Raw genomic sequence first — 15,741 nt, forward strand, 5'->3', positions numbered from 1 at the left:
ATGAATGTCGCAAAGCCACATAGCTCTAGTTTGATGCAACGAGGATTGGAAAAAGTTGATTACTAACTAAAGTAGATGATCGCAAGATTCTCCATGGGTGTGGAAAAAAAGGCGGTAGAGCAAAAAACTTAGAGATGTTAATATTACAATGGTTCCAAAGGCAGGAATCCATTTTGTAGGGATTTTGTGCCTCCATTTGCTAACAATCCACCCAAGGCCGGTTAATGCGGGTAAAGTTCCTAAATAAAAGAAAAACATAACAAATCCACCGTTTAACAACGTACCTGTGGCAAAAGAAGCAGCATAAGCTGGATATAAAACCCCACAAGGGAGTAGGGCGCTCACTATTCCAATACCAAAACCAAGACCATTTTTACTAAATCGGGACCGAATGGTTTCTAAAAATTTACGAATGCCTTTTGGTAAAGAGCCAAAGGAAGAAGTTGATTTTGTAGAATAAGCGCGGATGGCAAAGACAACTAAAAATAAAAACGTAAGAACACCCGCCACACCTTGGACGGCACTTAATTCTCCTAATGCATTGGCACCTTTTCCCAGAAATCCTAGAACCATACCAAGGAAAGAATAGGAAACCACTCTTCCGAAATGATAGAGATAGATAGGAATTTGTTTTCCTTTCTCTGTTTGTAATAGAGAAACAAATGGACCACACATTACCAAACAATGGAAGCTACTGACAAATCCATACACAAAGATGGAGCCAAAAAAACTAAGATTTGCTAGTTGGTCCATCAGTTGAATTTGATTTAGATTGGTTCTCCTGAGGGTATTCTTCCTCGAAAAACATTCTATATTTTGGAGATTCAATGTCTTCAAATTGACCTTTGCGGAAGGCGGTAATAAAGACATAAAGAAAGAAGGCGGCAATACACATTGCCATGGGGATGGTTAAGTAGAGGGCTTCCATTGGGGGATCCTAAATCTAATAGAAAGAGAATTGAGAAGCACTGTCAAGCTAGAACATGCCATAAACACAGCACAGATCACTGGCAACATTAGTCCGAACATGGCTAGTGGCAACATAATCGAATTATAACAAAAGGAAATGATGATATTTTGTATAATCACCTCTCTTGTTTTTTTGGCGGATAGTAAGGAATGAACGAGACCATTTAAATTTCCAGAAGTCAAAACTACATCTGACTTTTCTAAAGAAAGATCTTCTGCTTCTGTGTGAGAGATGGATACATTGGCCTGTGCCAAAGACAAACTATCATTGATCCCGTCTCCCACCATGATGACTACATTTCCTTTGGTTTGCGCACTTGTTATAATATTTCTTTTGTCTTCAGGAGAAAGATCAGAAATATATTTTTCAATGCCAAGGGAGTCAGCGATAAACTTTACAGCCGCAAAACGATCCCCTGAGAGGATAGAAATATTCGGAACAAAATGTTTGAGTAAGGAAACAAAGGAACGAGCTCCGGGACGGATTTCATCGGCGAGTAAAAAACTCCCTAAATAAGTTCCATTCACAGCAAATAATATTAAAGATCCCTCTCCTTCTGGTAAATTTTCCATAGAGATATTTTCGCTTTCGAGTAAGTTTTTATTTCCTATGAGAACCGAAAATTTTTTCGAATCCCATTCTAAGTTTGCTTTCACTCCTCTTCCTGGAATGTTTTCTAAATTGAGTAAATGGATGGATTCGGCTCGTTTGGTAACAGAACTAAATGGATGCAAATACTTCACAAGAGATTTTGCGAGAGGATGATTCACTTCTTTCTCAATTCGATAAACAAGTGGTAGGTGGTCATCTTTGACAGACACTTGTCTCACTAAAAACTTACCTTCTGTGAGTGTCCCTGTTTTATCTAAGAAGATGGTATTGGCTTTTGCAAGTGCTTCCACAACGGATGGATTCTTTAAAAGTACACCTTTATCCGCATTAAGGATATGATTTGTGACTAGTGCTGTTGGAACAGAAATTCCAAGGGCACAAGGGCAAGCAACAATGAGAACCGAAATGGTAGTGACAAGGCTTTGTTCCAAATTTCCACCTGAAACATAATACCAAACAAAAAAACTAAGAAAGGCCAGTCCAAATACAACAGAAATAAAATACGAGGCGATTCTTTCCGTTAGGATTTGTAATTTTGGTTTGAGATGTAGAGCTTCCTCTAATCTGAGTTTGAGGGAAGAAAGAGTTGATGCATGGTAGTCGGAACCAGCCACAATCAAAGCTGGATTGTCCATTGCAAGGGAACCTGCAAGAATCATATCCCCTTTCTTTTTTCGAATGGGCAATGACTCACCTGTTAAAAAAGATTCATCCACATAAGTCTGTTCCGATACAAGGATGGCATCCACCGGGATTCGTTTTCCTGGAGCCACTCGAATCGTATCGCCAATTTTAATTTCCGAACTCGGGATGGTTTCTTCTCCTGACTCTGTAACTCTCACCGATGTTTCGGGAAGTTTACAAAGAATGGACTCCAATTTGTCGGAAGCAAACACTCTTGCTTTTTCTTCGAAGTACTTCCCAATTAAAATAAAGAAGTAAATCATTGCGACAGAATCAAAATATACTTCACCTACATCAGTCAGTGTTACATAAACTGAATAGAAGTATGCCATTGAGATTCCTAAAAATAATAGGAAGTCCATCGATAAGGTTCTTCGCCTGATGCTTGTTAGGAACCCTGACATAAAAGGATATCCCGAATAGAGATAAGCGGGAGTGGCAAATACCCAAGAAGCATAATGGAAGAGACGTTTGATGTCCAAATCGATCCCAGTGAAATAACCGGAATATAATGCCACACTTAGGATCATGATGTTCCCAAAACAAAACCCAGCCACACCAATGCGTAGGAGTAGTGTCTTTAATTGTTTTGTTTTTTCTAACGTGCCTTCTGTCGGAGAAAATAGTACAGGTTTATAGCCGATGGCACGAATCAGAGATAAAATTTTTGAGATTTTGATTTTGGAACGATCAAACCGGACCCGAGCTCTCCCGGATGCAAAATTAATTTGAGCGGAGATGATTCCTTCTTCTTCGTTTAAAACTTTTTCATTGATCCAAACACAAGCGGAACAATGGATATTTGTGATTTGGATCGAAACTTCAGAAAATTCCCCTGACTTGCGAACAAACTTTTCATAAACAAGTTCGTTTTCGACATCTGCATCAGAATCTTCGATCCGGACTGGATCAAGTTTTGTATTTCCCTTTAAATTGTAGTAATAACTTCCACCGAGTGAGTTAATGATGGAGTATACAGTTTCGCATCCTTCACAACAAAAAACTTTTGTATCCTTTCCGACCTTTGCTTCAATCCTCACCAATCGGATTGGATTTCCGCAGTGGTCACATTCTGTCTTTGTTAGATCAGAAACAGTTTCGTTCATTTAACAGATATTTTTCCTTCTCGTTCGAAAGCCTTACCGCCTATATCAGCAACAAGCCTTAAATTCCAAGTTCCCTTTTCTAAAAGTGGGATTTTCCCAACAAATCCATTGTTAGTTGGCTTTAGATTATATTGTGCTGTATTTTTAGTGGTGGCATTTCTTTCCAAATAAACCGTCATCGATTTTGCGCTAACGTTGGTTACTGCGCCATCTTTTTCTAGTTGGACTGAAATTTCTGATTCACCTGTTGGGAGGAGGGTTTGGGAGTCCCAATTTGTTTTGATCAGATACCCTTGTTTTAAAAGTTCTTTTTGGTTTTCAATGGCTTTTTCATAGTTCAAACCAATTTCGTAATAGTTTTTGTCCATCACAGGTTCGAAGTTTTTATAAGTCAAACGAATGGTATAGAAAGTAGCCGCTACAAGTGCCGTAAAACTAAACAGGACCACATACATGGCATTTCGTAAACTGGGGTGTAATTCTTTAAACATCATTACCTCCTTGGTAATGTTAAGGAGAGTTTTTTCTCCAATCGTTCGTCTGAATCCTCTGCATTTTTTAATACAATGGAACCTGGTAAGTAGCCTTCATTTAATTCTTGTTCTGTGAGAGTTTGTGTCTCTAAAACCACAGAAATACTTTTGATTTCGCCTGATCCTAATTTGAACCTGTTGTTTTCTTCTCCGGAACGAATTAGAATTTCTTTTCCATGTCTTGTGTCAAAGGCAGTAAGCTGGAATTCTTTTTCAATCGGTGCAATGTTTTGAATGCGTAGTGCAACGAAGGCTCTGATTTTATTATCAGGAATTAAGATGGGAGGCATAGATTTGTTTGATGCCGCAATCATTGACATGGGAGTTCTCGTGACAAGTTGGATGATGGCACCAGTGATCACAACTGTGAGTAGGATGGCATAAATCACTGTTCGTGGTCGAATCCATTTGATTTTTGCGCCTGTTTCAATTTGTTTGAGAGAGAAATATCCAATTAAAGTTTTTTTGTTTTCTTTGGCCATGATGGAAGTGCAGGCATCCACACATTTTCCGCAGGCAACACAACCCACTTGTAATCCATCCCGGATATCGATTCCAGTAGGACAAACCACCACACACATGTTGCAGGATATACAATCTCCAATTTTGGTTTTCCCATCTCTTCTAGGTTCCCCGCGTTTAAAATCGTAAGTTACATTCCAAGAGTGTTCATCCATGAGGAGAGTTTGGAATCTTGCGTAAGGACAGGCATAACGACAAAACTGTTCGCGAATGAAACCGATATCGATAAACATCGCCGCTGTAAAAAATAATGTAAAATAAAAGTATGTTTGATTCGCAAAGATTAAACTTTGATAATCTGCCAACATTTCATAAGGACTTACAAAATACGCAATCCAATGAAAGGAAGCGATAAAAGAGACAACAACCCAGAGAAAATAAACTATGAATTTTCCATGGAGGGACGCATCTTTTTTCCCGTATTTAGAATCTAAAACAAACCGACCAATTCGATCGAAAAGATCGGTGTAAATAGTTTGAGGACACCCCCATCCGCACCAAACACGGCCAATGACGGAGGTGAAAAAGAAAAGAGAAAGTCCCATTGTGAGAAGAAAAAACCATAAGATCAGTCCTTCTTGCGGGATAAAAAGACCACCAAACAAGTGAAACACCCTACGCGGGATATCCAATCGAATGAGAGGGCTACCATCCGGTAACACCACCCATGGAGCAATTAAAAATAAACCTACGAGAAAACTCATTACAAAGTTTCTTCGTGTCCTTACCTTTCCTGTCTGTGGTCTTGAAATAATCATCTTTACTTAGCCTTTACCAAACTACTGTTTTTAGTTGCAAGCCATGCCATAACAGCATAAACTTTCTCAGCACCTAAACCTTCCCAAGCAGGCATTCCCCCTCGGTTGAGTTTTTGTCTTTCTGGTCCAATTCCTTTCATGATGTTGTTAAACACTTCTTTATCAGTGTTTCCATGAATCCAATCTTTGTCCACAAGACTTGGTCCTACTGCACCTTCCGCAGTTGGGCCGTGGCAAGCGGAACAAATTTGTTTGTATGTTCCTTCGCCTTCTTTAATTGCCACTGCATCATCACGGTAAGGGTTTGATCCATCTTCTGTGTTCACAACAACTGCTTGTTTTGCAGGAAATTGCGCTTCGTGTTCCGCAACTTCTTTTTCAAATGCAACTTCTTGTGGCCATTCAGAATACCAGTGAAAGTATACAACGTATCCAATGGAAACGATGATACTGATCAGCCAAACCAATTTCCACCAAGTGGGCATGGGATTGTCGGCTTGGAAGATTCCGTCTACTTCTTTTGGTTCTTTCATTCGTATTAATCCTCCTCAAGCATTCTATACTTGGGTTTTTCCATTTCGTCTTTCGTACGTTTTTTATAAACGTAGTAGGTGATGTAAGAGATTGCGATCACGAGGATCGGCAATCTCAAACTTTTATAAACGAGTAGAATATCTGCATCGTTCATGATTTTATTTCATCCCTTTTTGTAACTCGGCTGAATCTCTTCCTAGTTTTTGTAGGTATGCAACAAGTGCTTGTCCTTCGGTTTTGTCCTTTAGAAGAGATGGTGCATTAGCAAAATCTTCTTCAGTATAAGGAACTCCAATGGATTTTAAAGCTTTCATGTTTGATACTACTTGTTCTACATCTACCTTATGAGATTCTTCGAATAACCAAGGATAAGCTGGCATAATCGAGTTAGGTACACCACCCACAGTTCTTGGGTTGATCAAATGGTTTTTATGCCATTCATCAGAACGAAGCATTTGAGATTCATGAGCTAAGTCCGGACCAGTTCTTTTGGATCCCCAAAGGAATGGATGGTCATAAACATATTCTCCACCTTTTGAATATCCAGTTCTTCCGTAAGCTTTTGTTGGATCAAAACGATCTACTTCCCATTTGAATGGTCGAACCATTTGTGTATGGCATCCGATACAACCTTCTCTTTGGTAAGTGTCACGGCCTGCTAGTTCCAATGCGGAATATGGTTTCACTGTTGAAATTGGAGTTACCGTTTTAGTAAGAAAAAACGGCGGGATCAGTTCAAAAAGTCCACCAATCACAACGGCAATCGTTGTATAAAGAGTAAACTTAACACCTTTTGTATCCCAATGGTCAGCAATTTCAGAAAACCAATCTAAGAATTTGTTAAATCCAAACATTATGATTTCACTCCTATACGTAAGTCTTGTTCTACAAACCCACTGTCTTTGTTTTGAATGGTTTTGATAAAGTTATACACCATAAGAATAATTCCTGTAAGATAGAGTGTTCCTCCGATCGCACGGAAAAGTCTGAATGGTTTTAAGAACTCAACAATTTCCACCCAATCTTTATAAACGAGTTCCCCGTTTTCGCCAACTGCTCGCCACATTGAACCTTCAGTGATACCAGATACCCACATGGAGATGATGTAGAGTAGGATCCCAAGAGTTCCAAGCCAGAAGTGTGCATTGGCAAGTTTTTCGCTATAAAGGTTAGAGTTCCAAAGTCTTGGAACTAGGTAGTAGAGTGCTGCGGCTGACATAAATCCAACCCAACCAAGAGTTCCTGAGTGAACGTGACCAATGATCCAGTCAGTGTTGTGTCCAAGAGCGGAAACGGCACGAATCGAAAGAAGTGGACCTTCAAATGTTGACATACCGTAGAAAGTAACGGCAGCTAACATCATTTTGAGGGTAGCATCTACTTTGATTTTGTCTTTTGCTTGGGTCAGTGTTAGGAATCCGTTTAACATACCACCCCAAGAAGGCATCCATAACATGATGGAGAATACCATACCTGTTGTTTGTAACCATTCTGGAATTGGAGAGTAAAGTAAATGGTGAGGACCCGCCCAAATATAGATAAAGATTAACGACCAGAAATGGATGATCGAAAGTCTATGTGAGTAAATGGGTTGTTTGATGTGTTTTGGAAGGTAATAATACATTAGCCCCAAAAACGGAGTCGTAAGAACAAAGGCTACCGCGTTGTGTCCATACCACCATTGGATGTTGGCATCAAACACACCTGCGTATACCGAGTAGGATTTTAAGAGTCCTGCTGGGATGACAATGTTGTTTACGATAAAAAGTAGTGGAACCGTTACAAAGGAAGCAATGTAGAACCAAATTGCCACATACATTTGTTCTTCTTTTCTTTTGATTACCGTCATCAAATAGTTTGCAAAGAAAATTACGTACCATACAACAATCAATAAGTCGATAGGCCATTCTAATTCGGCATATTCTTTTGATTGGCTGTATCCAAGTGGTAAAGTAATTGCTGCAAGGACAATTGTTAGGTTATACAGTGCCAGGTGTATTTTGGAAAGTGTGTCGTTCCACATTCTGGTTCGACACAATCTTTGTACCGTATGGTAGGCTGTGGCGAAGATAACACTCAACGCAAAACCAAAAATGGCCGCATTGGTATGTAGAGGTCGTAACCTTCCGAAGCTCGTCCAAGGTAATTCCATATTCAGCTGTGGATATACAAGCTGGAAGGCAATAATGACACCAAATGTCATTGATGCAACGCCCCAGACTAACGCTGAAATGATAAACCCTTTTACGATAAAATCGTCATATTGAGTTTTTTCCGTAGCCAATGTTTCTCTCCTTAATCTTTATCAGTTCCATTTATATAGAGAACTAATTCCTTTGTCTATAAAGTGACGAAGAAAAGAAAGAAAAACAGAATGCGGTTCTTAGAATCCCCCCTTGATTTTTGTCAAGGGAGGCTTTGAGACTTAGACTGAATCTAATTGAATCAGGTGGAAGGGATGGAATTTCTAACAGTAGTTAGAAAGTAAACTCATATCCTAATTGTGTACGATGTTCGATACCACGATCACCTGCGATGGCTGTGGGATGGTATCCAACTCGATCAATAGAAGAATGCATGAAAAACTTTTCTTTTCTTGTGTCGTCCTGACTTAGTCCAGAACCAGTTGGGTGGAAGTAGTAGGCGTCAAAGATGTTCCAAAAATAAACTAGGAGTGTCGCAATACCAATGTACTGCATATCTTGGTAGTGACGTTCTACAGATTCTCTTTGTCCTTTGAAGGGTCCCAGTTGGCTCGCAACTACCGCTTCCGCAGGGGAAACAGTTGCAGAGGTTTGCGGAGAAAAAGCTGCACGGATGAGACCATTCGTTGTATAAGGATTTTCTAAATTATTATAATCACGTTTGGCGTTTAAATACATACGATGTTTGTCGTATGTGAAAAAGAGTCCAACAGCAATGATCGATGGATACACAATGGCTTGCACTTTTCTACCTTGTTTCCATTGTCCCCAACCAGGAAGGACTGCGGATCTCCAAGCGGCACCTGTCTTTGTTAGGTTTTTGCGATCTGCTTCTGCTAGTTTAGCATCTTCTTCTTGTTTCCGTTTTGCATCGGCTTCAAGAGTAGCATTTTTTGCGGCATTTTCTTTTTCTAATCGAGCTGCTTCCTCTTGTTCTTTTTTGAGTCGGGCAGCATCTTCTTTTTCTTTTTTAATTCTTTCTTTCTCTTCTTCCGCTTTTCTGAGTTTGTCTTCCTCTGCGGCAGTTAGGTGGTCTTTGTAAACCACTTTAAGAATATCAGTTTTGTTCAGAACGATTGTAGTTCCGTCTTCTTTTCGAATTTTTAGCTTGTATTGATCTTGTTCGACTACCTTACCTTGGAGTGTTCCACCTTTTTTGAGGAGGATATTCTCTGCAGAGAGGTTGCTCACGAATAGTACCAAAAGTGTTGCGATTTTAATGAATTGTGTAATAGTCAGTTTCAAGGGTATCTCAAGTGTTGGAATATTATATAACAATCTCTATAGTGTTACTTGCTACATTTCAATTGATCTCTCCAATCATTTTCGCAATTTGGAAGTTAGGCAAGAATTTTTTTGTCAAAGATGGTTCAAAGAAAAGCCCACAATTGGAAATAAATTATCCGTGCTACGATAAGGTATGTTCCAAATGTGGTCCTTAATTTGTAGAGGTTTTTAAACCTCTACGTCTTGCATGAGGAAGTGATGGACTTGGTCAGCGCACTTCCTTCCTTCGGAAATGGCCCAAACGATAAGGGATTGCCCCCGCCTTACGTCCCCACAGGCGTACACTTTCGGTACAGAAGTTGCAAAAGATCCTGGTTTTGTTCCAAAATCTGCTTTTACATTTCCTCGTCCGTCCAGTTCCAATCCTTCTTTTTGTAAATCAGCGAGTAATCCTTCTTTCACGGGATTTACAAATCCCATGGCAAGGAAAACCAAATCGGCTGGCCATTCAAATTCCGTTCCTGGAACTGGAAGAAATTTCCCATTTTCCTCTTTGACTTCGGATCCGTAAATGGCAGTCACTTCCCCTTTTTCGTTGGATTTAAATCCCATAGTGGAAACAGCCCATTTCCGATTCACACCTTCCTCATGTGAGGTGGAGGTGCGAAGCATTTTGGGATAAAGTGGCCAAGGAGTGGATGAATCTCTTTCTTTGGGTGGCTCAGGAAAAAGTTCGATTTGTGTGACAGATTTTGCCCCATGCCTGTTGGAAGTTCCCACACAATCGGATCCAGTATCTCCACCACCAATCACGATGACATGTTTGTCTTTTGCGTCGATGATTTCAATAGCATCACCTGCTACGTGTTTGTTGTTTTTGGATAAAAATTCCATTGCAAAGTAAACACCTTTACTTTTTCTTCCTTCAACAGGTAGGTCTCTTGGAACTTCCGATCCACAAGCAAGAACCACTGAGTCAAAATCAGCTAATAGTTGTTTCGCAGTGATATCTACACCTACATTGACATTGGTTTTAAAGGTAACACCTTCTGCTTCCATTTGTTTCATGCGGCGGTCAATATGTCTTTTTTCCATTTTGAAATCAGGAATTCCATAACGGAGTAACCCGCCAATCCTATCATTTTTTTCAAAAATAGTGACGGTATGACCTGCGCGAGCTAACTGTTGTCCTGCGGCGAGTCCTGCAGGGCCTGAACCAACTACTGCCACTTTTTTCCCAGATTTAGAAACTGGAATTTGTGGAATGACCCATCCTTCTTCCCAAGCACGGTCAATGATGGTTCTTTCAATGGATTTAATAGAAACAGGTGGTTCGATAATTCCTAATGTACAAGCGGACTCACAAGGAGCAGGGCAGAGCCTTCCTGTAAACTCAGGGAAGTTATTGGTTTTTGAAAGATTTTCCCAAGCTTCTTTCCAACGACCTCGGTAAACAAAGTCATTGAATTCGGGGATTAGGTTATCTACGGGACATCCTGTATCACCATGACAGAAAGGAATCCCGCAGTCCATACAACGAGCACCTTGGTCTTTGGCAATCGCTTCAGGAAAAGGTTTTTCGAACTCTTTATAGTTCTTAACACGTTCCTTTGGTTCAATCTTCTGAAGGTATTCTTTTTTAAATTCTAAAAATCCTGTTGGTTTACCCACGAGCTGTTACCCCCTCTTTGTTTGCTTTTCCTGAAGCGTTTTCTTCAGCCATTTTTTCTAGAGCTTTTTTATAATCTCTTGGAATGACTTTGATCATTTGTTTCACAACAGTTTCCCAGTCTTTCAGCACTTCTTCTGCTCGTTTGGAACCTGTATAAGTTTTATGATCCTCGATCATTTTTTTCACTTCTGCAATTTCGGTAGCATCAGTTAACGGATCTAAGTCGACCATCTCTTTGTTGATGAGAGCTTCTTTGTTTTTCTTTGGATCCCAAAGGTAAGCAATACCACCGGACATTCCAGCTGCAAAGTTACGTCCAATGTCTCCAAGGATGATGACCCGTCCACCAGTCATGTATTCACAACCGTGGTCTCCGGTTCCTTCTACGATGACATGAGCACCAGAGTTACGAACACAGAATCTTTCGCCGGCAATCCCATTGACATAAGCGTTTCCACTCGTTGCACCAATGAAACAAGTGTTACCGATGACAATGTTTTCTTCTGCTTTGTAAGGCGCATTTTTCGGAGTTTGGAAAATGAGTTTTCCACCACAAAGTCCTTTTCCTACATAGTCATTTCCTTCACCCACCAGGCGAAGTGTCATTCCTTTTGTTACAAAAGCACCAAACGACTGTCCTGCGGTTCCTGTAAATTCGATATCGATTGTGTCTTCTGACAATCCATCCACACCATATTTTTTAGTCACTTCGTGGCTAAGCATGGTTCCTACAGAACGGTTTAGGTTCACAATGGAAGTTTGGATTTTCACAGGTTGTTTGTGATCAATCGCAGCAAGTGACTTACGAATCAATTCATTATCAATTTGTTCATCCAAGTGGTGGTTTTGTTCTTTGGCTCGATAGAGTCCAGTAGGGAATACAGGAGTTGGTCTATGGAGTACTTTACTAAAATCAAGTCCACGAGCCTTCCAATGGTGGTGAGGACGTTTGAATTTGATTTTTTCCACTTGGCCAATCATTTCTTCAAACGTTCTAAACCCAAGTTTTGCCATAATCTCACGAACTTCTTCCGCAACAAAGGTCATGAAATTTACAACATACTCTGGTTTGCCGGTAAATTTACTTCTTAAGAATTCATCTTGGGTCGCAACTCCTACTGGGCATGTATTGAGATGGCATTTACGCATCATGATACAACCCACAGAGACCAGTGCCGAAGTAGAGAAACCAAATTCTTCTGCACCAAGGAGAGCACCGACAACCACATCTTTTCCAGTGAGGAGCTTTCCATCCACAGCCAGATACACACGGTCACGAAGTCCGTTGGCGACAAGAGTTTGGTGGGTTTCCGAAAGTCCTAGTTCCCAAGGAGTTCCTGCATGGTGGATGGAAGAAATAGGGCTTGCCCCTGTTCCTCCTTCATGACCTGCAATGAGGATGTGATCCGCATGTGCTTTTGCAACACCGGCAGCCACAGTTCCCACACCCGATTCAGAAACAAGTTTCACAGAAACTCGTGCTCTAGGGTTCGAGTTTTTTAAATCAAAGATCAGCTGTTTTAGATCTTCAATGGAATAAATATCATGGTGAGGAGGAGGTGAAATCAAAGTTACACCCGGAGTGGAATAACGAAGCCATCCAATGTATTTGTCTACCTTGTGACCTGGAAGCTGTCCACCTTCTCCTGGTTTGGCGCCCTGTGCCATTTTGATTTGGATGTCATCAGCATTGGTGAGGTATTCCATTGTTACACCAAAACGTGCTGAGGCAACTTGTTTGATCGCCGAACGCATGCTATCGCCATTGGGAAGGGTTTTGAATCGTACTGGATCTTCTCCACCTTCACCCGTGTTCGATTTGGCACCAATTCGGTTCATCGCAATCGCAAGAGTGGTATGTGCTTCCCAAGAAATGGAACCATGACTCATGGCTCCTGTTTGGAAACGTTTGAGAATGGACTTTACCGATTCCACTTCTTCGATCGGAATTGCTTTCGAACCTTCGAAGTCAAGTTGGAACAAACTGCGAAGAGTGATTGCTTTTTCGTTTTGGTTATCGATTAGGCTTGAGAACTCTTTGAATACTTTGTAGTCGTTATCTTGAGTTGCTTTTTGTAATTTGTGAACTGTAATCGGTGTATAAAGATGGCTATCACCATTTTTACGATAGTAGTGGACTCCACCTGGTTCTAGGTTATTTGGGAAAAAAGTAGGATCATAAGCTGCTTTGTGGCGGCGAACTGTTTCCTCTTCCAACATCTCTAAAGAAAGGCCTTCAATTCGAGACTGAGTTCCTGCAAAGTAAGTATTTACTAATTCAGAATCAAGTCCCACGGCTTCAAAAATCTGAGCCCCACAATACGATTGTAATGTGGAAATTCCCATTTTCGAAAATACTTTGAATAATCCTTTTCCGATGGATTTGATGTATTTCTTTTTTGCGTCTTTGTAGTTTGGAACTTCTGGGAGTAAACCTTGTTGGGAAAGATCGGCAATAGTTTCAAAAGCAAGGTATGGATTGATGGCGTTGGCGCCATAACCGCATAACAAAGCAAAGTGAGCCACTTCTCTTGGTTCTCCAGATTCTAATACAATCCCTGCTTTTGTTCGGAGGCCTTCGCGAATCAAATAGTGATGGAGCCCAGCTACCGCAAGTAGGGCAGGGATGGCTGCTTTTTTCTCACCGACACCATGGTCCGTTAAGATGATGAGGTTTACCCCTTGTTCCTTAACAGCTTTCGCTGCATCCACACAAACACGATCGAGAGAATTTCTCATATCATGTTTTTTAGAGGGATCAAAAAGGATTTCAAAAGTTTTTGCTTTGAAATGGCCTTCGCTGATTTGTTTGATCTTTTCAAAATCTTCGTTCGTAAGAATTGGGTGTTCTAATTCCAAACGATGTGCATGTTCCGGTTCTTCCGAAAGAAGGTTTCCTTCAGGACCAATGTAAGTTGTGAGTTCCATCACAAGTTCTTCTCGGATTGGATCAATCGGTGGATTGGTTACTTGCGCAAAGTTTTGTTTGAAATACCGAAATAGAGGTTGTGGTTTTTCACTTAAAACGGCAAGAGAGGAGTCCACACCCATAGAACCAATTGGTTCTTCGCCAGAAACACCCATCGGTTTGATGATGGTAAATACATCTTCATGAGTGTAACCAAAAGCCCTTTGGCGTTCTAAAATAGTTTCATGCTGCGGTTGTTTTACGTTCTCAGGGTCTGGCAAAGATCCGAGACGAATCATATTGTCTTCTACCCATTTGCGATAAGGTTTTTGGGTAGCGATTTGTTTTTTGATTTCTTCATCATCTAGGATTTGGCCTTTTTCCATATCGATCAGAAGCATACGGCCTGGACGAAGTCGATCTTGGATTAATACTTCTTCTGGGGGAAGGTTGAGAACTCCTGCTTCGGAAGACATGATCACTTCATCATCTTTCGTGACAATGAAACGCGCAGGTCTGAGTCCGTTACGATCAAGAGTTGCTCCAATGATTCTACCATCAGTAAACGCAATGGCAGCAGGTCCATCCCAAGGTTCCATAAAAGTTGCATGGTATTCGTAGAACGCTCGTCTGTCGGCATCCATAGCTTTGTTTTTTGACCAAGCTTCTGGAATCATCATCATCACTGAGTGGGGAAGAGATCTTCCTCCCATTACAAGTAATTCAAGGACAGTATCAAAAGTAGCAGTATCGGATTGGCCTTCCATGACAATCGGAAGCATACGGCGCAGTTCATCACCATAAAGTGGAGACTGCATTACCATTTGGCGAGCGGCCATCCAGTTCATGTTCCCACGTAGAGTGTTGATCTCTCCGTTGTGGGCAATTTGACGATAAGGGTGAGCCAAATCCCAAGTAGGGAAGGTGTTCGTCGAAAATCTTGTGTGAGTCAAACAAAACGCAGAAGTTAAGTCAGGTGACTTTAAATCTTCGTAGAATTTTTTAACTTGGTCACCAAGTAACATCCCTTTGTATACAATCGTACGGGATGAAAAACTTGGTACGTAGTACTGGGAACGATCCAGTTTCATCTCTGCACGGATTCGTCTGTCGATGAGGCGACGGATGAGAAATAGTTTTCTTTCGAAGTCGTCAGAAGTTTTGTTTTTTTTGGATTTTTTACCAATGAATACTTGTTTGAAAACAGGAATGGTTTTTGATGCAACGACTCCCGCATATTCTTTGTTAATGGGAACATCGCGGAATCCAAGAAACTCTTCCCCTTCGTCCACGATGATTTTTTCGATTACGTTTTCAACGGCAGTCCGGGCTTCTGCATTTTGTGGAAGGAATAAAAATCCCACAGCATAGTCACCTTCTTTTGGCAAAGTGAAGGGGAGAACCTTTCTAAAAAATGCATCAGGGATATTAATCATGATCCCAGCACCGTCACCGGTTTTTGGATCGGCCCCTTCGGCACCCCTGTGTTCTAAATTACACATGAGGCGAATTCCCTTGTCGACGATGTCACGGGAACGTTTGCCTTTATAATTTGCGATAAAACCAACACCACAGGAATCTTTGTCCATGGCAGGATCATACATACCTTGGGCCTGTGGGCCGAGTGGCGGAAGGATGGGTGGTTGGTTAGATTTTGACATACGTACCCTACTCTAAAGCAATTACTGTACCTTGTTTTTGAATTTGGGTGTACTGTCCAATTATTTTGTTTTCAGCAAAATGATTTATTTTTAGGCAAAATCAAACACTCGAAAATGCACATTATTGGTACAATCGGATTATCTTATGGTCATTAAGCCTTTTATTTGAACATGATCGGATATGGTCTAAAAAATCTTAGAGTACAAGAAACAAGCGAACTGCAAGTTCCATAGGTAAATTGTTTAAATCCCAACGTATCTTTGGGAGAATTCTTGCAGCGGGTTTTGGTTCGTTTTTAGGGCAGGCCAGAGGAATTTTGCGGTATCGTTTCGGAGAATGTCTGAACTAC

12 protein-coding genes are annotated in these 15,741 nt (G+C 40.8%); all 12 read right to left on the reverse strand.

The genetic code is table 11. The annotated features are described in order from the left end of the window. Positions 1-66 precede the first annotated feature (66 nt). On the reverse strand, positions 67-753 hold the full coding sequence (locus CH364_RS17000) for a sulfite exporter TauE/SafE family protein (RefSeq protein WP_100744837.1): 687 nt from the start codon (positions 751-753) through the stop codon (positions 67-69). Beyond that, the gene (locus tag CH364_RS17005; RefSeq protein WP_100744836.1) at positions 731-928 is read right to left on the reverse strand and encodes a cbb3-type cytochrome oxidase assembly protein; all 198 of its coding nucleotides are present in this window, start codon (positions 926-928) and stop codon (positions 731-733) included. Before CH364_RS17005 ends, CH364_RS17000 begins: the two co-directional genes overlap by 23 nt. Next, positions 910-3,372, reverse strand: coding sequence for a heavy metal translocating P-type ATPase (locus tag CH364_RS17010; protein WP_100744835.1), 2,463 nt, complete (start codon positions 3,370-3,372; stop codon positions 910-912). Before CH364_RS17010 ends, CH364_RS17005 begins: the two co-directional genes overlap by 19 nt. Then, a complete protein-coding gene (locus CH364_RS17015) occupies positions 3,369-3,866 on the reverse strand; it encodes a FixH family protein (protein WP_243401430.1) in 498 nt (165 codons plus the stop codon). The genes CH364_RS17010 and CH364_RS17015 overlap by 4 nt, the downstream gene beginning before the upstream one ends. After that, a complete protein-coding gene (gene ccoG, locus CH364_RS17020; RefSeq protein ID WP_100744833.1) occupies positions 3,866-5,185 on the reverse strand; it encodes a cytochrome c oxidase accessory protein CcoG in 1,320 nt (439 codons plus the stop codon). Before ccoG ends, CH364_RS17015 begins: the two co-directional genes overlap by 1 nt. Before the next feature lie 2 nt (positions 5,186-5,187). Further along, entirely contained in the window at positions 5,188-5,718 is a 531-nt protein-coding gene (locus CH364_RS17025; RefSeq protein WP_004788022.1) for a c-type cytochrome, read from the reverse strand. Between the two features lie 5 nt (positions 5,719-5,723). Then, the gene (locus CH364_RS17030; protein ID WP_002991638.1) at positions 5,724-5,873 is read right to left on the reverse strand and encodes a hypothetical protein; all 150 of its coding nucleotides are present in this window, start codon (positions 5,871-5,873) and stop codon (positions 5,724-5,726) included. 4 nt (positions 5,874-5,877) lie between these two features. Next, positions 5,878-6,573 (reverse strand): cytochrome-c oxidase, cbb3-type subunit II, encoded by a 696-nt coding sequence (gene ccoO / locus CH364_RS17035; protein WP_002975765.1) that lies wholly within the window; start codon positions 6,571-6,573, stop codon positions 5,878-5,880. Continuing rightward, on the reverse strand, positions 6,573-8,003 hold the full coding sequence (gene ccoN / locus CH364_RS17040) for a cytochrome-c oxidase, cbb3-type subunit I (protein WP_100744832.1): 1,431 nt from the start codon (positions 8,001-8,003) through the stop codon (positions 6,573-6,575). Before ccoN ends, ccoO begins: the two co-directional genes overlap by 1 nt. A gap of 193 nt (positions 8,004-8,196) precedes the next feature. Next, positions 8,197-9,201, reverse strand: coding sequence for an LA_0442/LA_0875 N-terminal domain-containing protein (locus CH364_RS17045; protein ID WP_425268523.1), 1,005 nt, complete (start codon positions 9,199-9,201; stop codon positions 8,197-8,199). A gap of 177 nt (positions 9,202-9,378) precedes the next feature. After that, positions 9,379-10,821: a glutamate synthase subunit beta gene (locus tag CH364_RS17050; RefSeq protein WP_100787878.1), complete on the reverse strand. Its 1,443-nt coding sequence runs from the start codon at positions 10,819-10,821 to the stop codon at positions 9,379-9,381. Further along, the gene (gene gltB, locus CH364_RS17055) at positions 10,814-15,391 is read right to left on the reverse strand and encodes a glutamate synthase large subunit (protein ID WP_100745047.1); all 4,578 of its coding nucleotides are present in this window, start codon (positions 15,389-15,391) and stop codon (positions 10,814-10,816) included. The genes CH364_RS17050 and gltB overlap by 8 nt, the downstream gene beginning before the upstream one ends. Positions 15,392-15,741: the final 350 nt, after the last annotated feature.

The sequence above is a fragment of the Leptospira harrisiae genome (assembly GCF_002811945.1).
GTDB lineage: Bacteria > Spirochaetota > Leptospiria > Leptospirales > Leptospiraceae > Leptospira_A > Leptospira_A harrisiae.

Coding starts and splice junctions, on each gene's coding strand:
- CH364_RS17000 (WP_100744837.1), bottom strand. CDS start 753: ATGGACCAACTAGCAAATCTTAGTTTTTTTGGCTCCATCTTTGTGTAT.
- CH364_RS17005 (WP_100744836.1), bottom strand. CDS start 928: ATGGAAGCCCTCTACTTAACCATCCCCATGGCAATGTGTATTGCCGCC.
- CH364_RS17010 (WP_100744835.1), bottom strand. CDS start 3,372: ATGAACGAAACTGTTTCTGATCTAACAAAGACAGAATGTGACCACTGC.
- CH364_RS17015 (WP_243401430.1), bottom strand. CDS start 3,866: ATGATGTTTAAAGAATTACACCCCAGTTTACGAAATGCCATGTATGTG.
- ccoG (WP_100744833.1), bottom strand. CDS start 5,185: ATGATTATTTCAAGACCACAGACAGGAAAGGTAAGGACACGAAGAAAC.
- CH364_RS17025 (WP_004788022.1), bottom strand. CDS start 5,718: ATGAAAGAACCAAAAGAAGTAGACGGAATCTTCCAAGCCGACAATCCC.
- CH364_RS17030 (WP_002991638.1), bottom strand. CDS start 5,873: ATGAACGATGCAGATATTCTACTCGTTTATAAAAGTTTGAGATTGCCG.
- ccoO (WP_002975765.1), bottom strand. CDS start 6,573: ATGTTTGGATTTAACAAATTCTTAGATTGGTTTTCTGAAATTGCTGAC.
- gltB (WP_100745047.1), bottom strand. CDS start 15,391: ATGTCAAAATCTAACCAACCACCCATCCTTCCGCCACTCGGCCCACAG.